The sequence below is a fragment of the Streptomyces sp. NPDC087263 genome, assembly GCF_044744645.1.
Lineage (GTDB): Bacteria > Actinomycetota > Actinomycetes > Streptomycetales > Streptomycetaceae > Streptomyces.
In genome coordinates, this window is sequence record NZ_JBIUYT010000004.1 from 85992 (window position 1) to 102405 (window position 16414).

General features: G+C 69.7%; 16 protein-coding genes and 1 tRNA gene. 10 read left to right on the plus strand and 7 right to left on the minus strand.

From position 1 onward, the window contains the following. Positions 1-181: 181 nt before the first annotated feature. Together serS and ACIPC1_RS13710 are read left to right on the plus strand one after the other, a co-directional pair. The gene (serS, locus tag ACIPC1_RS13705) at positions 182-1459 is read left to right on the plus strand and encodes a serine--tRNA ligase (protein WP_402516484.1); all 1278 of its coding nucleotides are present in this window, start codon (positions 182-184) and stop codon (positions 1457-1459) included. Beyond that, a complete protein-coding gene (locus ACIPC1_RS13710; RefSeq protein ID WP_402516486.1) occupies positions 1456-2391 on the plus strand; it encodes an HAD family hydrolase in 936 nt (311 codons plus the stop codon). Before serS ends, ACIPC1_RS13710 begins: the two co-directional genes overlap by 4 nt. 31 nt (positions 2392-2422) lie before the next feature. On the opposite strand, the gene ACIPC1_RS13715 is transcribed toward ACIPC1_RS13710, so the two are convergent. The 6 genes from ACIPC1_RS13715 to ACIPC1_RS13740 all read right to left on the minus strand — a co-directional run bounded on the left by ACIPC1_RS13715 (position 2423) and on the right by ACIPC1_RS13740 (position 6814). Then, a tRNA-OTHER gene (locus ACIPC1_RS13715) sits at positions 2423-2525 on the minus strand. A 359-nt stretch (positions 2526-2884) separates the two neighbouring features. Beyond that, complete coding sequence (locus ACIPC1_RS13720; RefSeq protein WP_384381233.1) at positions 2885-3142, minus strand: hypothetical protein; 258 nt, start codon at positions 3140-3142, stop codon at positions 2885-2887. 134 nt (positions 3143-3276) lie between these two features. Beyond that, entirely contained in the window at positions 3277-3996 is a 720-nt protein-coding gene (locus ACIPC1_RS13725) for an ABC transporter permease (protein ID WP_384381235.1), read from the minus strand. Between the two features lie 10 nt (positions 3997-4006). After that, positions 4007-4918: an ABC transporter ATP-binding protein gene (locus tag ACIPC1_RS13730; RefSeq protein WP_402516489.1), complete on the minus strand. Its 912-nt coding sequence runs from the start codon at positions 4916-4918 to the stop codon at positions 4007-4009. Continuing rightward, positions 4915-5835, minus strand: a complete 921-nt coding sequence (locus ACIPC1_RS13735; RefSeq protein ID WP_402516492.1) for an ABC transporter permease — start codon at positions 5833-5835, stop codon at positions 4915-4917. The genes ACIPC1_RS13730 and ACIPC1_RS13735 overlap by 4 nt, the downstream gene beginning before the upstream one ends. Next, complete coding sequence (locus ACIPC1_RS13740; RefSeq protein ID WP_402517612.1) at positions 5825-6814, minus strand: ABC transporter ATP-binding protein; 990 nt, start codon at positions 6812-6814, stop codon at positions 5825-5827. Before ACIPC1_RS13740 ends, ACIPC1_RS13735 begins: the two co-directional genes overlap by 11 nt. A gap of 251 nt (positions 6815-7065) precedes the next feature. Here ACIPC1_RS13740 and ACIPC1_RS13745 point away from each other — a divergent pair, with 251 nt between their 5' ends. The 8 genes from ACIPC1_RS13745 (at position 7066) to ACIPC1_RS13780 (ending at position 14985) form a co-directional block, all read left to right on the plus strand. Beyond that, positions 7066-7908, plus strand: coding sequence for a M24 family metallopeptidase (locus ACIPC1_RS13745; RefSeq protein WP_402516493.1), 843 nt, complete (start codon positions 7066-7068; stop codon positions 7906-7908). After that, entirely contained in the window at positions 7905-9665 is a 1761-nt protein-coding gene (locus ACIPC1_RS13750) for an SDR family oxidoreductase (RefSeq protein WP_402516494.1), read from the plus strand. The genes ACIPC1_RS13745 and ACIPC1_RS13750 overlap by 4 nt, the downstream gene beginning before the upstream one ends. Before the next feature lie 56 nt (positions 9666-9721). Next, positions 9722-10642, plus strand: a complete 921-nt coding sequence (locus ACIPC1_RS13755; RefSeq protein ID WP_402517614.1) for a metal-dependent hydrolase — start codon at positions 9722-9724, stop codon at positions 10640-10642. 73 nt (positions 10643-10715) lie between these two features. Then, the gene (locus tag ACIPC1_RS13760; protein ID WP_402517617.1) at positions 10716-11702 is read left to right on the plus strand and encodes a MerR family transcriptional regulator; all 987 of its coding nucleotides are present in this window, start codon (positions 10716-10718) and stop codon (positions 11700-11702) included. A 122-nt stretch (positions 11703-11824) separates the two neighbouring features. Next, entirely contained in the window at positions 11825-12373 is a 549-nt protein-coding gene (locus tag ACIPC1_RS13765; RefSeq protein ID WP_402516496.1) for an RNA 2'-phosphotransferase, read from the plus strand. A gap of 28 nt (positions 12374-12401) precedes the next feature. After that, positions 12402-12860 carry a hypothetical protein gene (locus ACIPC1_RS13770; protein WP_384381249.1) on the plus strand — a complete coding sequence of 153 codons (459 nt, stop codon included), beginning with the start codon at positions 12402-12404 and terminating at the stop codon, positions 12858-12860. A 221-nt stretch (positions 12861-13081) separates the two neighbouring features. Beyond that, entirely contained in the window at positions 13082-13984 is a 903-nt protein-coding gene (locus tag ACIPC1_RS13775) for an LLM class flavin-dependent oxidoreductase (protein WP_402516499.1), read from the plus strand. Between the two features lie 110 nt (positions 13985-14094). Continuing rightward, complete coding sequence (locus tag ACIPC1_RS13780) at positions 14095-14985, plus strand: Cof-type HAD-IIB family hydrolase (protein ID WP_402516501.1); 891 nt, start codon at positions 14095-14097, stop codon at positions 14983-14985. A 184-nt stretch (positions 14986-15169) separates the two neighbouring features. Here ACIPC1_RS13780 and ACIPC1_RS13785 read toward each other — a convergent pair whose 3' ends face one another. Next, positions 15170-16216, minus strand: coding sequence for a M23 family metallopeptidase (locus tag ACIPC1_RS13785; protein WP_402516503.1), 1047 nt, complete (start codon positions 16214-16216; stop codon positions 15170-15172). Positions 16217-16414 lie beyond the last annotated feature (198 nt).

A 16414-nucleotide genomic window follows, 5' to 3' on the forward strand; every position in this document is an offset into this window, starting at 1 on the left:
GTAAGGGGATCCGGTCAACAGGCCAACCGCAATATGCCCCGATTCAGGGAGAATCGTCCGCTTCATTGACGGAAAATGCCGATCAAGAAAAACAGTCCGGCATTTCGCCCATAACGTGACAGAAGTCACGGCGCGGAATATCGAGTCGTTGACCGGAAGCACGCACCGGTAACCTTCAGGGGTGATTGACCTTCGCCTGCTCCGTGAGGACCCCGACCGTGTTCGCGCCTCCCAGCGCGCCCGTGGAGAGGACGTCGCGCTCGTCGACGCCCTCCTCTCCGCCGACGAGCGACGCAGGTCGTCCGGCCTCCGGTTCGACGAGCTGCGCTCCGAGCAGAAGGCGCTCGGCAAGCTGATCCCCAAGGCCTCGGGTGACGAGAAGGCCGAGCTGCTGAAGAAGACCGGCCAACTGGCCGCCGACGTCAAGGCGGCCGACGCCGAGCAGCACGAGGCGGATGAGGCGACCAAGCACCTCCTCCTCCAGCTCGGCAACCTGGTCCACCCCGACGTCCCGGTCGGCGGCGAGGAGGACTTCGTCGTCCTGGAGACGCACGGCACCATCCGTGACTTCGGCGCCGAGGGCTTCGAGCCCAAGGACCACCTGGAGCTCGGCGAGGCGCTGGGCGCGATCGACGTCGAGCGCGGCGCCAAGGTGTCGGGCTCGCGCTTCTACTACCTCACCGGTGTCGGCGCACTCCTGGAGCTCGCCCTCGTCAACGCGGCGATCGCGCAGGCCACCGAGGCCGGCTTCATCCCGATGCTGACCCCGGCACTGGTGCGCCCGCGCGCCATGGAGGGCACCGGTTTCCTCGGCCAGGCCGCGGAGAACGTGTACCACCTGGAGAAGGACGACTACTACCTGGTCGGTACCTCCGAGGTCCCCCTCGCCGCCTACCACATGGACGAGATCCTCGACGCCGACAAGCTGCCCCTGCGGTACGCCGGCTTCTCGCCGTGCTTCCGTCGTGAGGCCGGCACGTACGGCAAGGACACCCGCGGCATCTTCCGCGTACACCAGTTCGACAAGGTCGAGATGTTCTCGTACGTCCATCCCGATGACGCGGAGAACGAGCACCAGCGGCTCCTGGACTGGGAGAAGCAGTGGCTGACCGGTCTTGAGCTGCCCTTCCAGGTGATCGACGTGGCCTCGGGCGACCTCGGCGCCTCCGCGACCCGTAAGTTCGACTGCGAGGCGTGGATCCCGACCCAGGGCAAGTACCGCGAGCTGACCTCGGCCTCGAACTGCGACGGCTTCCAGGCCCGCCGCCTGTCGGTGCGGATGCGCGACGGCAAGAAGGTGCAGCCGCTCTCGACGTTGAACGGCACGCTGTGCGCCGTACCGCGCACGATCGTGGCGATCCTGGAGAACCACCAGCTGGCCGACGGCTCCGTAAGGGTGCCGGAGGTTCTGCGTCCGTACCTGGGCGGCCGCGAGGTCCTGGAGCCGATCTCCAAGTGACCGGCACCACCACCGGGGCGACAGGCTCGACCGGACCGAGTGGATCGACCGGTTCGGTCACTTCGGCTGGATCGGCTACTTCGGCTGGATCGACCAGTTCGGCTGGATCGACCAGTTCGGCTGGATCGACCAGGGCGTTCCCCTACAAGCTCGTCGCGACCGACCTCGATGGGACGCTGCTGCGTTCCGACGAGTCGATCTCGGCGCGTACGCGTGAGTCGCTCGCGGCGGTGACCGCCGCGGGCGCCGCGCACATCGTCGTCACCGGGCGCGCGGTGCCCTGGACCCGGCACATCCTCGACGACCTCGGTTACGAAGGCCTCGCGGTGTGCGGGCAGGGCGCGCAGGTGTACGACGCGGGGGAGCACCGGCTGCTCACCTCGGTGACCCTGGACCGGCGGCTGGCCGTTCTGGCGCTCGCCAAGATCGAGGCGGAGATCGGCCCGCTGCTGCTGGCCGCAAGCCGCGACGGGCTCGACGGCGAGGTGCTGGTCGGGCCCGGCTACCGGGTGCACGAAGGGCCGCTCCCGGCCATGCCGATCAAGGACACGGCGGACCTCTGGGCGGCGCCTCTGAACAAGGTGTACGTGCAGCACCCGACGCTCTCCGACGACGAGCTCGCCGCGGTGGCCCTGGAGGTCGCGGGCGGTCTGGTCGGAGTCGTCATGGCCGGCGCGGGGATAGTGGAACTCCTCCCCCTCGGCCTCTCCAAGGCGACCGGGCTTTCCCTGGCGGCGCGCCGTCTCGGTATGAAGGCCGCGGACACGATCGCCTTCGGTGACATGCCCAACGACATCCCCATGTTCGCCTGGGCCTCGCACGGGGTGGCGATGGCCAACGCCCATGCGGAGCTCAAGGCGGTGGCGGACGAAGTGACGCTGTCCAATGAGGAGGACGGCATCGCGGTCGTACTGGAACGGTTGCTCGGCTGACGGCCTGCGTTACTGCTGTGCCTCAGGTCTGAGGAGGATGCGCGGATCGAACGCGCGCGGGGTGTGATCCCCGATCACGACTTGCTTCTGACTGAACAGCGCAAGCCGGTGCCTTACCTCTCGGCCAATCCTCCGGGTGGGCGGCCCGCGCGAATACGCGCTCGAAGCGGCCGCCCCGGACAGCCCCCCGTGCGGCGCGGGTTCGACGGAGGTGACTACTCCGGAACCCGCCGCGGGCTGTCCTGTCGGGAGCGCGACGAACTGCTCCTGACGAACATCGTCGCGCTCCTCTCCCCGATCGTGGCGCCGATTCGAACCGGCGGTGTTGACACAACCAATGTGCCCGTACGCCGAGTTGGGCGCCACTGAATAAAACCGGGCGGGAAGCCGAGGCCGGGGGCCGGAAGCGGTGGTCAGCGGCGGGAAGCCGAGGCCGACGGCCGGAAGCGGTGGTCAGCGGCCGCAGGCCGTGGCCGACGGCCGGAAGCCGTGGCTAGCGGCGGCGCCACCTGCGCCGGCGTCCCTTGCTGAAGAACCATCCCGCGGGCGGCTCGTCGGACCGCCAGGGCTGCGGATCGGGTCCCCCGTTGCGCCAGCGGGCGGCAAGCATCCGCGCGCGGGCCGACGGCTCGGCCGTCTCGGCGGATCGTATGAAGTCCTCGTCGAGCACGAGGTCGTCCCAGACGTCCGCGCCCGCGCCCCCGTCCCCGGACTGCTCGCGACCGTCACTGCGTGGTTCTTCGGCTGCCATCCCCGTTCCTCCTGGACGTGCGTCCCCGTCTGCCCAGTGTGCACAGACAGACGTGAAGCCTCTGTCAAGAAAAAATGAGGGCTCCACGCGCGCGTGCTCAGTGGGATTCGGGCACGCGCGCGTGGAGCCCCCGCTCACTCCTCGCCGGCCAGTGTCAGCGTCCGCAGCTTCTGCCCGGCGTACCAGGTGGCGAGGACGGTGACCAGGACCAGCAGCACTGTCGCGGTCGTCAGGCTCACCTCCGAGGTGACGAGGTCGCCGCCGGTGACCTTGTGGCCCACTGCGAGCGCCCACTGCTGGACGCTGAGCGTGCGCGCGCCGGACACCAGTGACCCGAAGAGGGCCTCCCAGACCAGCGCGTAGACAAGCCCGAAGACGACCGCGTGCCGGGTGATCGTCCCCAGGAGCAGGAACAGTGCGGCGTACGCGATCGAGGCGACCAGGGCGGCCACGGTGTAGGCGACGGCGATCTGCTGGCCGTTGCCGTTGAGGATCATGCCGGCGATGAAGGTCGGCACCGCGGAGAACGCCATGGTGACGGCGACGGCGACGATCAGCTTGGTGAAGATGATCGTCGGCCGCTTCAGCGGCTTGGCGAGCAGGTACACCACCGAGCCGTCGTCGATCTCGGGGCCGATGGCGCCCGTGCCGGCGATGACGCCGATGATCGGGACCATCGTGGCGAGGGCGAACCCGCCGAGGACGTCGGCGGCCGTCTGGTCGTCGGCTCCGGTGAAGCCGCGTACGGCCGCGGAGATCACGATGAGCAGGACGGGAAGGGCGCAGAGAATGAGGGCTCGGCGGCGGCCGAGCAGGGCTCGATAGGTGAGCCGGGCGACTGTGGGGTCGTACATCTTCGGCCTCCTACGCCGCTACGAGATACGAGAAGACGGACTCGAGGGACTCGTCGGACGGCGAGACCGTGAGCAGCCGGATGCCGCTGTCGCGTGCGACCCGGGGCAGCAGGGCGGTGAACCGGCCGAAGTCGACGGCCTGGATGCGCAACGCGCCCTCGGCGAGGTCCACTTCGATGCCGGACGTGGACGGGTCGGCGATCAGCGCGGCGGCGAGGGCCCGGTCGTCGCTGGAGCGGATGAGGTAGCGGTGCGGGCGATCGGTCATCAGGCGGCGGATGCGCCGGAAGTCGCCGCCGGCCGCGTGCCGTCCGGCGACGATCACCTCGATGTGGGCGGCGAGTTGCTCGACCTCTTCGAGGATGTGGGACGAGAACAGCACCGTGCGGCCCTCGTCGCCCATGCGGCGCAGCAGGTCCATGAGCTGCATGCGCTGGCGCGGGTCCATGCCGTTGAAGGGCTCGTCGAGCAGCAGCAGGGATGGCTCGTGGACGAGCGCGGACGCCATTTTCACGCGCTGTCGCATGCCCTTGGAGTACGTCGAGATCTTGCGGTCCTGCGCGTACTCCATCTCGACCGTGGCGAGCGCCTTCTGGGCGGCCTTCTTGCCCAGGCCGTGCAACTCGGCGTTGGCGACGACGAATTCGAGGCCGGTGAGGAAGTCGTACATCCCCTCGCGCTCGGGGACGATGCCGATCTTCTTGTAGATCTGTTCGTTGCGCCAGGTCGGCTTGCCGTCGAGGGTGACGGTGCCCGTGGAGGGTGCCAGGAAGCCGCCCATCATGTGGATGAGGGTGGACTTTCCGGCGCCGTTCGGGCCGAGCAGGCCGGTGACTCCGGGGCCGATCGACATCGTGATGTCGTTGACCGCCACCACGTTGCCGAACCAGCGGGAGACGTGGTCGATGTTGAGCGTGGTCACAGCCCGACCTTTCGGTAGCGGCGCATCAGGAGGCCGTAGCAGCCGGCGATGAGACCCAGGACGACGATGAGGTAGACGACGCCCTGCGCGGACGAGGGGCCTTCCCCTCCGGGGAAGGCGGAGGTGGCGCCCAGGAAGGCCGTCTGTACTCCGTCGATGAGGGTGATCGGCGAGAAGAGGCCGAGCCACGAGACGGCCGTGAGGTCGCTGGACTGGTTGAAGGCGATGGCCTGGACGGTGGACACGGCTCCGTAGGAGATGGTCAGCACGGCGATGACGGCCGCGATGCCGAAGCCGCGGCGCGGGGTGATCGCCGAGATGACCAGGCCGATGCCGGCGAAGAGGAGCGACAGCAGTGCCACGGAGACCAGTCCTTGTGCGAAGCCCTTCGTCTGGTCGGCGAAGTCGAGCTTGGCCAGAAGGGCCCCTACGTAGAGCACGATCAGCGGCGCGGCGGTGAGGGCGAAGAGTGCGGAGGCGAGGGCCGCGTACTTGGCGCGTACGTAGTCGGCGGTCTCGATGGGGCGTGAGAAGTACAGCGGTACGGTCTTGAAGCGCAGGTCCCGGGAGACGGACTGGGGTCCCTGGGAGGCGACGTAGAGGCCGATGACGGCCTGCATGAGGATCGCGTAGCGCGTGTAGTCGACGGGCAGGTCCTTGGCCTTGGTGGCGACCGCGACCGCCACCATGATCAGCGCGGGTACGCAGATCACCACGAAGAGCAGCATGGGCAGGACCTTGGACTTGACCGAGCGGCCGAGTCCGTAGGAGCCGCGCAGCGACTGCGAGTACAGCGAGCGGCGGGCGTACGCGCGGCCCAGACGCGGTCCGTCGTAGTTGCGGTAGCCGATGTTGTGGATCCGGGTCTGCTCGCCCGCATGGGCTGTGGGCTGGACCTGGGGCTGCTCAACCGCCATGGCCGACCGCCTCCTTCCGCTGCTCGCGCTCGTCACGTTCGCCGTTCTGGGCGCTCTCGGTGTGGAAGACCTCGGCGATGTGGTGCCTGCGCTGTTCCATGCGGACCAGGCCGAGGCCGAGGTCGGCGACGATGTCGCGGACGAGGTCGTAGGTCTCCTCGCCCTCGGCGGTGAGCAGCAGGATGTGCCCGGCGCCGGGCAGGCCGCTGCCGTCGTGGGTCTCCACTCCGCGCGCGTGGAGCACGTCGCGCACCGCGCCGGTGCCGTCCGGGTGCTCGTCGGTGTCGGTGACCTCGATGGCGAGGGTCGTCGTCTTCTGGGTGAAGTCCGTGGTGGAGCTGGACCGCAGCAGTTTGCCGCCGTCCACCACGACGACGTGGTCGCAGGTGCGCTCCAGCTCGCCCAGGAGGTGCGAGGTGACGAGCACCGAGATGCCGAAGTCGGTGTGGATCCGGCGGATCAGGCCGAGCATCTCGTCGCGGCCGACCGGGTCGAGGCCGTTGGTCGGCTCGTCGAGGAAGACCAGTTGCGGGTCGTGGACGAGGGCCTGGGCGAGCTTGACGCGCTGCTTCATGCCCGTCGAGTAGCCGCCGATGGGGCGGTACCGCTCCTCGTACAGGCCGACGTGGCGCAGTGTGTCCGCGGTGCGCTCGCGGGCCGCGGCCGGCGGGAGGCCGGACATGCGCGCCATGTGGACGACGAACTCGGTGGCCGAGACGTCGGGCGGCAGGCAGTCGTGCTCAGGCATGTACCCGACCCGCTCGCGAATGGCGCCGCCTTCGGTGGCGACGTCCAGGCCGAGCACTTGCGCTCGGCCCTCGGTGGCGGGGGACAGACCCAGCAGGATCTTGATCAATGTGGACTTGCCGGCTCCGTTGGCTCCGACGAGTCCGGTCACACCGGGCCCGACGTCCACGGAGAGCCGGTCAAGAGCGGTCACCCTGGGGAACCGCTTGCTCAGGCTTTCGGTCGCGATCACAGTCACGGTTCGAAGGTAGTGGCGCACGCCACAGCCGGTCGTCAGACCAGGGAGCTGTATCGGCGTCCCTCTCCAGTCGTACGGGCCCGTAGGGGTCCCCCTGAGGTCGAACAACCGGCCATGGGTTATCCACATCGGTCCCGCTGTCCACAGGGGTCGCGCAGGCCTATTGACTCAGCCTCCAACCATTGTCACATTCATCAGTGTCAAGTTACGGGCACGTACGGCGATCGTGGTGGACGGACGGTGGCATGAGCAGTGCAGCGACAGGTGAACTCTCCGCGGAGCTGCGAGGGTTCCGGGAAGTGCAGCGTCTCGCCTACGAGTGCGCGGAGGCGGTCGCGGCGCGGCTGAAGCCGGGGGTGACCGAGCGCGAGGCGGCGCGGATGCAGCGCGTGTGGCTGCGCGAGCGCGGTGTGCGGGACTGGTTCCATCTGCCCTTCGCCTGGTTCGGCGACCGCACGGCCTTCGTCAACTTCCGCATCCCGCTGCAGTTCTTCCCCACCAACCGCCGTCTGGAGGCGGGGATGCCGTTCATCCTCGACCTGGCCCCGGTCCACAAGGGTTTTACGGCGGACATCGGTTATTCGGGCTCCCTGGGCCCCAATCCCGTGCAGGACAAGCTGATGGCCGACCTGGAGGCGCACCGCGAGCTGATCCTTCGCGAGGTGCGTGAGCGCCGCCCGCTGCGTGAGATCTATGAGGACGTGGACCGGCTCATGGTCCGCCAGGGCTATGCGAACCGGCATCGCGCGTATCCGTTCGGCGTGATCGCCCACAAGGTCGACCGGGTGAGGGAGCGCCCCTGGTCACCGCATCTGTTCGGGTTCGGCACCCAGTCCCTGAAGGGGCTGGCGAGCGACGTGATCCACGGTCACCGCGACGGCTGGTCGCCGCTGTGGTCGCCGTACAAGTTCTCCGACCATCCGCCCCGGCCAGGGCTGTGGGCGGTCGAACCACACCTCGGATTCCGGGGTACGGGCGCGAAGTTCGAGGAGATCCTGGTCGTCACCGACTCCAGGGACCCCGAAGCGAGCGCGTTCTGGCTGGACGACGAGCTGCCGCATGTGCGGCGCTGGGCGGAGGACAAGTGAGTCTCACGGGGGCGCGGGAGCGCTGGGTGCGGACAGGTGGAGTCGACTTGTGCGTCGCCGAGTTGGGCGATTCGCAACAGCCCACGGTCGTGCTCGTGCACGGCTATCCGGACTCCAAGGAGGTGTGGTCGGAGGTCGCCGGTCGACTCTCCGAGCGCTTTCACGTCGTGTTGTACGACGTCCGCGGGCACGGCAGGTCCTCGGCGCCGCAGCCGCTGCGGGGCGGGTTCACGCTGGAGAAACTCACGGACGACTTCCTGGCCGTCGTGGACGCGGTCAGCCCTGACAAACCCGTACATCTGGTGGGGCACGACTGGGGTTCGGTGCAGTCGTGGGAGTTCGTCACGGTCGCGCGCACCGAGGGCCGCATCGCGTCCTTCACGTCGATGTCCGGTCCCTCCCTCGACCACTTCGGGCACTGGATCAAGCAGCGCGTGAAGCGGCCCACCCCGCGCGCGATCGGCCAGCTGCTCGGCCAGGGTGCCAAGTCCTGGTACGTGTATCTGCTGCACACGCCCGTGCTGCCCGAGCTGGCCTGGCGCGGCCCCCTGGGCAGGCAGTGGCCGAAGATCCTGCGGCGCGTCGAGAAGATCCCCTCCGACGGCTACCCCACACCGTCACTGCCCTTGGACGCCGCGCACGGAGCCTGGCTGTACCGGGACAACGTACGGGCCCGGCTGAGCAGGCCGCGCGCGGACGCCTACGCACACGCGCCCGTGCAGCTCATCACGCCCTTGGGGGACGCGTTCCTCTCCGAGCGGCTGTACGACGAACTGGAGCAGTGGGCACCGGAGCTGGTGCGCCGTACGCTCCCGGCCAAGCACTGGGTTCCGCGCACCCGGCCCGATCAACTCGCTTCCTGGATCACGGAGTTCGTGCACGCCAACGAGGACGGAGTAACCGTGGAGGACACCGCGGCCACCGGCAGGTACGCGGGCCGGTTCGGTGGGCAGCTCGTGCTGATCACCGGCGCGGGTAGCGGCATCGGGCGGGCCACCGCCTTCGCGTTCGCCGAGGCCGGCGCGCGCGTGGTGGCCGTCGACCGAGACGCGGAGAGCGCGGCCCGCACGGCGGAGATGTCCCGGCTGATCGGCTCCCCCGCGGCCTGGGCCGAGACCGTCGACGTCTCCGACGAGCAGGCCATGGAGAAGCTCGCCGAGAAGGTCGCCACCGAGTACGGCGTGGTGGACGTACTGGTGAACAACGCCGGGATCGGGCTCTCCGGGTCCTTCTTCGACACGACCCCGGAGGACTGGAAGAAGGTCCTCGACGTCAACCTGTGGGGCGTGATCCACGGCTGCCGGCTCTTCGGGAAGCAGATGGTCGAGCGAGGGCAGGGCGGCCACATCGTCAACACCGCGTCGGCGGCGGCGTACCAGCCGTCAAAGGCACTGCCCGCCTACAGCACCTCCAAGGCGGCCGTGCTGATGCTCAGCGAGTGTCTGCGGGCGGAGCTGGCGGGCCAGGGCATCGGCGTCTCGGCGATCTGCCCCGGCTTCGTCAACACCAACATCACCTCGACCGCACGCTTCACCGGCGTCGACGCGGGCGAGGAGCGGCGGCGCCAGAAGAAGTCGGCGCGGCTGTACGGGCTGCGGAACTACCCGCCGGAGAAGGTGGCCGACGCGATCCTGCGCGCCGTCGTCCGTAACCAGGCGGTCGTGCCCGTCACCCCGGAGGCGCGCGGCGCCCGCCTCATGTCCCGCTTCACACCGAGGGTGTTGCGTGCGATCGCACGATTGGAGCCACCGCTGTGAGCGACTCGATGGACGAGTCGAAGGACGAGTGGAGGGGTGAGTCGACGGACGAGTCGATGGGTGACTCCCTGATCGATGACGGCCACTACGCGATCACCCCGCGGCGGGTGTCCTTCGACTGGGAGAAGACCCCGCTCCACTGGATCCCGGACGAACCCACTGCCACCCATGTCATCAACGTGCTACATCTGCTGCTGCCGGCGGGGGAGCGGTGGTTCGTGAAGGTCTTCAAGGAGGCGCTCGCGCTCGTCGAGGGCCCTGAACTCCTCAAGGACGTCAAGGGGTTCATGGGGCAGGAGGCGACGCACAGCGTGCAGCACGCGTACGTCCTCGACCACCTGGCGGCGCAGCGGCTCGACACCGCGGACTTCACGAAGTACGTCGACTTCCTCTTCGAGAAGCTGCTCGGCGAGCGGCCGCCGCTGAGCGCTCCGGTTCCACCCGAGGGGTGGCTGCGGTTCCGGCTGTCGGTGATCGCGGCGATCGAGCAGTTCACGGCGGTGCTGGGGGACTGGGTCCTGGCGGCGGAAGGCCTGGATCTCGCCGACGCCGACGAGGTCATGCTCGACCTGCTGCGCTGGCACGGCGCCGAGGAGGTCGAGCACCGCGCGGTCGCCTTCGACATGTTCCAGCACTGCGGCGGCGAGGGCCTGCCCCGCTACGCACGCCGGGTCGCGGGCATGGCGGTCACCGCGCCCGTGATGCTCTACCTGTGGGGGTGGGGCGCCGCGTACCTCATACGCCACGACCCCCAGCTCGCCGGACGCCTGCGCTATTCGCTCGCCGCCCACAACAGGGCCGTACGCAAGGGGCTGTTGCCCACGTGGAGGGAGCTCGGCGCGGCCGTACCCCGCTATCTGCGGCGGTCGTACCATCCGTCGCAGGAGGGCTCGCTGCGCCGGGCGGTGGACTATCTGGCGCAGTCCCCGGCGGCCCGGTCGGCGGCGGGAGCGATCGGGCGGGCGGCCATCGCGTAGCGGGGTGGGGAGGGTGAGGGTGAGGGTGAGGGTGAGGATCGTGAACGAGGAGTCGGTGGACGTGGCGGGCGGGGTGCCCGGTGCCGGCACGGCGGCCGGTGCCGGCACGGCGGGCGATGTCGGCACGGCGGGCGGTGTCGCGTACCGGATAGAGGATCTGGCGCATCACAGTGGTGCCACGGTCCGCACCATCCGTGCCTATCAGGACCGCGGCCTGCTCCCCCGCCCCGAGCGGCGGGGCCGCGCGAATGTGTACGCGGACGCGCACCTGGCCCGGCTGCGGCAGATCGCCGGCCTCCTCGACCGGGGGTACACGCTGGCGTCCATCAAGGAACTCCTGGAGGCCTGGGACGCGGGCCGGGGTCTCGGCGGGGTCCTCGGGCTGGTCGCGGAGGTCGACGGGCCGTGGACCGACGAGGAGGCCGTACGGATCTCCCGGGCCGACCTGGACGAGCGGTTCGGCGGCAACCCGGACGACGCGGCGGTCGCCGACGCGATCGAACTCGGCGTACTGGAGCCCGTACCGGGGGACGAGGATCTCTTCCTTGTCCCGAGCCCTCAAGAGCTCGCCGTGGCGGTCGAGTTGTACGCGGCGGGGGTGCCGTTGTCCGCGATCTCCGTCCACCTGCGGGAGTTGAGGGGGCAGGTCGAGCACATCGCCTCCCGTTTCCTGGAGTTCACGACCGAGCATGTGTTCGCCCGCTATTTGGGGGAGCACCCACCGACGGATACGGAAGCGGCCGAGGCTGCCTCTCTGGTACGACGGCTGCGGCCGCTCGCACAGCAGACCGTGGACGCCGAACTCGCGCGTGCCATGCGGCTGTTCGCCAACCGGCATCTGCGCCGGCACCTTGGCGCGGACAAGGTGCCGCAGCCCCCGGACGAGACACATTTCGTGGCGCTTCCGGCCGGGACAATAGGGGCGGTGGAGAAGCTGGTTGGTGCCGGGCAGGTCGCCGCCTTCGTCGCCTCCGCGGCCGAACGAGAGCTACAGGCCCGCACCTTGGACCGGCTCACGGCAAATCATAATAAAAATCCTATAGTTGATGAACATCCGTAAACGGCCTGCGGGTTGTCCACAGAATCGCCAAATCCCCTGTGGATAACTGGACTTGGCTGTGGATCAAACCTCAGGACCAAAATCAAATGCGTGATCTCCGTCCCGCCAGGCACCCTTGCGGGATGGACGAAAGACGCACCGTGAAGGTGTCGAAGTACCTCTCCAAGCACCTGCGTCACCAGCCGGAGAGGATCGGGCTCACCCTCGGCGAGGGAGGCTGGGTGGAGATCGACACGTTGATCGCCGCGGCGTCGGCGCACGGTTTCGGGTTCACGCGTGAGGAGCTGGACCACGTGGTGGCCGCGAACGACAAGCGGCGCTTTGCGGTCGAGGGGACCCGGATCCGCGCCAGCCAGGGCCACTCCGTCAAGGTCGACCTCGGACTGCCCACGGCGACTCCGCCCGCGTACCTCTACCACGGGACCGTGGCCCTCAGCCTGGACGCGATCCGCGCCGAGGGACTCAGGGCGATGAACCGGCACGACGTGCACCTCTCGCCCGACCGCGAGACCGCCACCCGCGTCGGCGCCCGCCGCGGCCGACCGGTCGTGCTCTCCGTGGACGCCGCCGCCATGGACCGCGACGGTCATGTTTTCCGCGTCAGCGCGAACGGGGTGTGGCTCACGGAGGCCGTACCGCCGCGGTACATCCGGTTCCCGGCTCCGCACTGACGTGATTCAGGACCGACGTGATTCAGGGATGATCGGGAACATGCAGCAGCTGCCCAGCACCGAAGCCGCCGTCACCGCGCTCCGCGCGATCGCGACCGAGTACGCGCGTGAGATCGAGGTCACGCACGACATCGGCGCGGACCAGACGTCCCGCCGCAGCGCTGCGGGCGTCGGTGTGACCGCCGATCCCGACGGCTCGCTTCCGCACGAGGCCTTCGTGGAGTTCGGCGGGCTGCCCAGGCTGAGTGTGCGGCTCTATCCGGAGGAAGACGCGCTGATCACCGTCGAGGGCGTCGAGTTCCCCGACATTCCACGCGACGACGTGCCGGCCTTCCTGCGCTCGGTCTTCGGCGGCCTCGCGTATGTGAGTGCGCGCCGGTTCCCGCCCGGCTACCGGCTCATCGTGCCGCTGCCCGGCGACCGGACGTACAAGGAGCACCTACTGATGATCAACCTCAGCCCGTGGCTGAGCGGGCGGGTGCGCTGAGCGGGTGCGGGGGGGCGGTGCGGGTGCGAGCGGGCGGTGCGGGTCCATGCGCTGAGCAGGTGTGCGCGGGGCGGGCGCCCGGCTCGGCGGGCACGGACGGGGCAGGCACGGACGGGGCAGGCACGCGCAGAGCAGGCACCTGCTCAGCGGGCGCGGGCCGAGGGGGCGGGCCAAGCGGGCGCGGGCGCTGACCGTTCGCTCCTGCGCTTAGGCTCGATGGCATGAGTCTGCGTCTGAGCACCGTGATCCTTCCGTACCTCCGCTGGCACGAGGGCGGTCGTGCCGCATGGCAGCGCGCGGAGCAGCTCGGGTTCCACACCGCTTTCACGTACGACCACCTGTCGTGGCGGACCTTCCGGGACGGCCCGTGGTTCGGTGCCGTCCCGACGCTGACCGCCGCGGCCGCCGTCACCGACCGGCTCCGCCTCGGCACGCTCGTGACCTCGCCGAACTTCCGGCATCCGGTGACCCTCGCCAAGGAGCTGATCTCCCTCGACGACATCTCGGACGGCCGGATCACCCTGGGGATCGGCGCGGGCGGCACCGGTTTCGACGCGACGACGCTCGGCCAGGAGCCCTGGACCCCGCGTGAGCGCGCCGACCACCTCGCGGAGTTCGTTCCGCTGCTCGACCGGCTCCTGACGGAGGACTCCGTGTCGTACGGGGGCGACTTCTACTCGGCGCACGAGGCCCGCAACATCCCTGGATGCGTCCAGCGCCCTCGACTGCCCTTCGCGGTGGCCGCGACCGGGCCGCGCGGACTGAGGCTCGCGGCGCGGTACGGGCAGGCGTGGGTGACGACGGGCGATCCGAAGCTTTACGAGACGGGGACCTCTGAACAGTCGGTTCAGGCCATTCGTGGGCAGGTCGAAAAGCTGGGAGTCGCCTGCGTCGAGGCCGGCCGTGACGTGGACGAACTGGACAAGATCCTGCTCACCGGCTTCACTCCGGACCGCGGCCGTCCGCTGGAGTCGCTGGACGCGTTCGTCGACTTCGCAGGCCGTCACGCCGAGCTGGGCTTCACCGACCTGGTGATCCACTGGCCGATCCCCGACTCCGACTTCGCGGCGGACGAGAAGATCTTCGAGCGGATCGCCATGGAGGCCGCCGCACAGCTGGCCTGAACCCTCGGCCGGAACCTGACTCCGTCGGCTTGAGCTTGACGGGGCGTAACGTCCCTGGTGAGGACGGTAATCACTCACATGTGCGGACCGTCGCACGCACGTGCGCGCATATGCGGGAGAATGACCCGGTGACCTCCGCGACTCGACGGCCCGAGACCCCGGCCTCCATGGTTCCGCCCCGGCTGATCGCCACCGACCTCGACGGCACTCTGCTGCACGACGACAAGTCGGTGTCCGAGCGCACGGTCGCCGCCCTCGCCGCCGCCGAGCAGGCCGGCATCGAGGTGTTCTTCGTCACCGGCCGCCCCGCCCGCTGGATGGACGTCGTCAGCGACCACGTCCACGGCCACGGCCTGGCGATCTGCGGCAACGGCGCCGCCGTGGTCGACCTGCACGGCGGCCCCGGAGCCCACCGCTTCGTCAAGATCCGCGAGCTGGCGCCCGACGTCGCTCTCGACGTCATCCAGTTGCTGCGCGCCGCCGCCCCCGGCACCACGGTCGCCGTCGAGCGCACATACGGGCTCCACCTCGAACCGGCTTACCCCTCACTGCACATGGAGCCCCCGGAGATCATGGCGCCCGCCGAGAAGCTCCTCGCCAAGGACGCGCTCGACGCAGATCAGCCGGTCCTCAAGGTGCTCGCGTACCACCCCGAGATGGACCCGGACGACTTCCTCACCGTCGCCCGCCTGGCCATCGGCGACCGCGCCGGTGTCACCCGCTCCAGCCCCAGCGCGCTTCTCGAGATCAGCGGCCCCGGCGTCTCCAAGGCGAGCACGCTCGCCCTGTGCTGCGCCGAGCGCGGCATCTCCCACGAGGAGGTCGTCGCCTTCGGTGACATGCCGAACGACGTCGAGATGCTCACCTGGGCGGGCCGCTCGTACGCGATGGGCAACGCCCACCCCGCCGTGATCGCCGCGGCCTCCGGGCGCACGGTCGCCAACAACGAGGACGGGGTGGCGGTGGTGATCGAGCAGATCATCGCCGAACGACAGGTGTAGCCGAACGGCCGGCGTTGCCGAACGGCCGGCATCCGCGGTGGCCCTTTTCCGCCTACGGCTGTAGCCGCTCCGGCAGGCACCGGCGGCGGCCTTTGCCGACTTCGACCGTCGCCATTGCCGCTGCCGCTGCCATCGCCGCTGCCATCGCCGTTGCCATTGCCGTCGCCGTCGCCGTCGCGCGGAGCTACAGCTGGACCCCGTGCTCGGCCAGCCACGGCACCGGATCGATCCCCGACCCCAGCTCCGGCGTGACCCGCACCTCGAAGTGCAGATGCGGCCCGGTCGAGTTGCCGGTCGTGCCCGACTGCCCGATCCACTGCCCGGCCGCGACCTGCACCCCCTGGTCGACGGTGACGGCGGCGAGATGCGCGTACTGCGTGTAGTAGCCGCCCGGATGCTGGACGACGATCTCGATACCGAAGGCCCCGCCGCACGACACCTTCACCACCCGGCCCGCACCGACAGCCCGCACCGGCGTGCCGATCGGCACCGCGAAGTCCTGTCCGGTGTGCCGGCTCGCCCAGCGCTCGCCTCCGCTGCCGAAACCCGCGGAGAGTTCGTACGTCTCCACCGGCGCGACCCACGCGCGCGTGAGGTCCGTTTCCTGCTGGTCGAGCTGGACGGCACCACGGCAGGAGCCGGCCACCACCGCGGCGTCCGCCTGGCCCTGGAGCACCGATCGCGCCTCGTCCAGCTTCGCCTGGATGGTCCGCTTCATCTCGGCGAGTTCACCGTTGCGCTTCTCCAGGGCCTGCCACTCCGCCTGGGCCTCCGCCTCGTCGGCGGCGAGCCTTGCCTCGGCCCGGCGGCTCTTACTGACCGCGTTGTTGACGGCGAGATCCGCCTGCCACACGGCACGCTGACCGCGCATCAGGTCCTCGGGGCTGTCGGCGAGCAGCAGCTGCGCGGTGTACGGCAGGCCGCCGCCCTGGCGGTACTGGGTGCGCGCGATCCGGCCGAGGTCGTCGTGGAGTACCGCGATGTCCTGCCGTTCCCGCGCAAGGAGTTCCTCGGCCCGCTGCGCCCTGCCCCGCTGCGCTTCGGCCTCCTGCTGTCCCGTCTCGTACTGCCGCGCCGCCACGGAGGCGTCCTCGTAGAGCCGCGCCACCTGGGCACTGATACCGGGCTCGCTCCCGGACTCGCTCTCGGCGGCGGTGGGCCGGGCCGCGAGAACCGCGACCGCGCACAGCAGGGCCGGCACGAGGAGGGGATGGCGGCGAGGTGAGCGCATGACAGCGATCGTGTCCTGCGTCCCAGCTCGAGGTCCTGTTCAAGGGGTGCGCCCGGGGGAACGAGCTCCACGGATGGCTCCGTCGGCTGGGCCGAACAGGGGCCCGGCTTGGGCGTGTTGTCCCGGCTGGGCGGTGGAGTGTGCGTGGGGCACCCACATGGCGTGTTCCGGTCGAGCCGTCGAGCGTCCTCGGGGAGG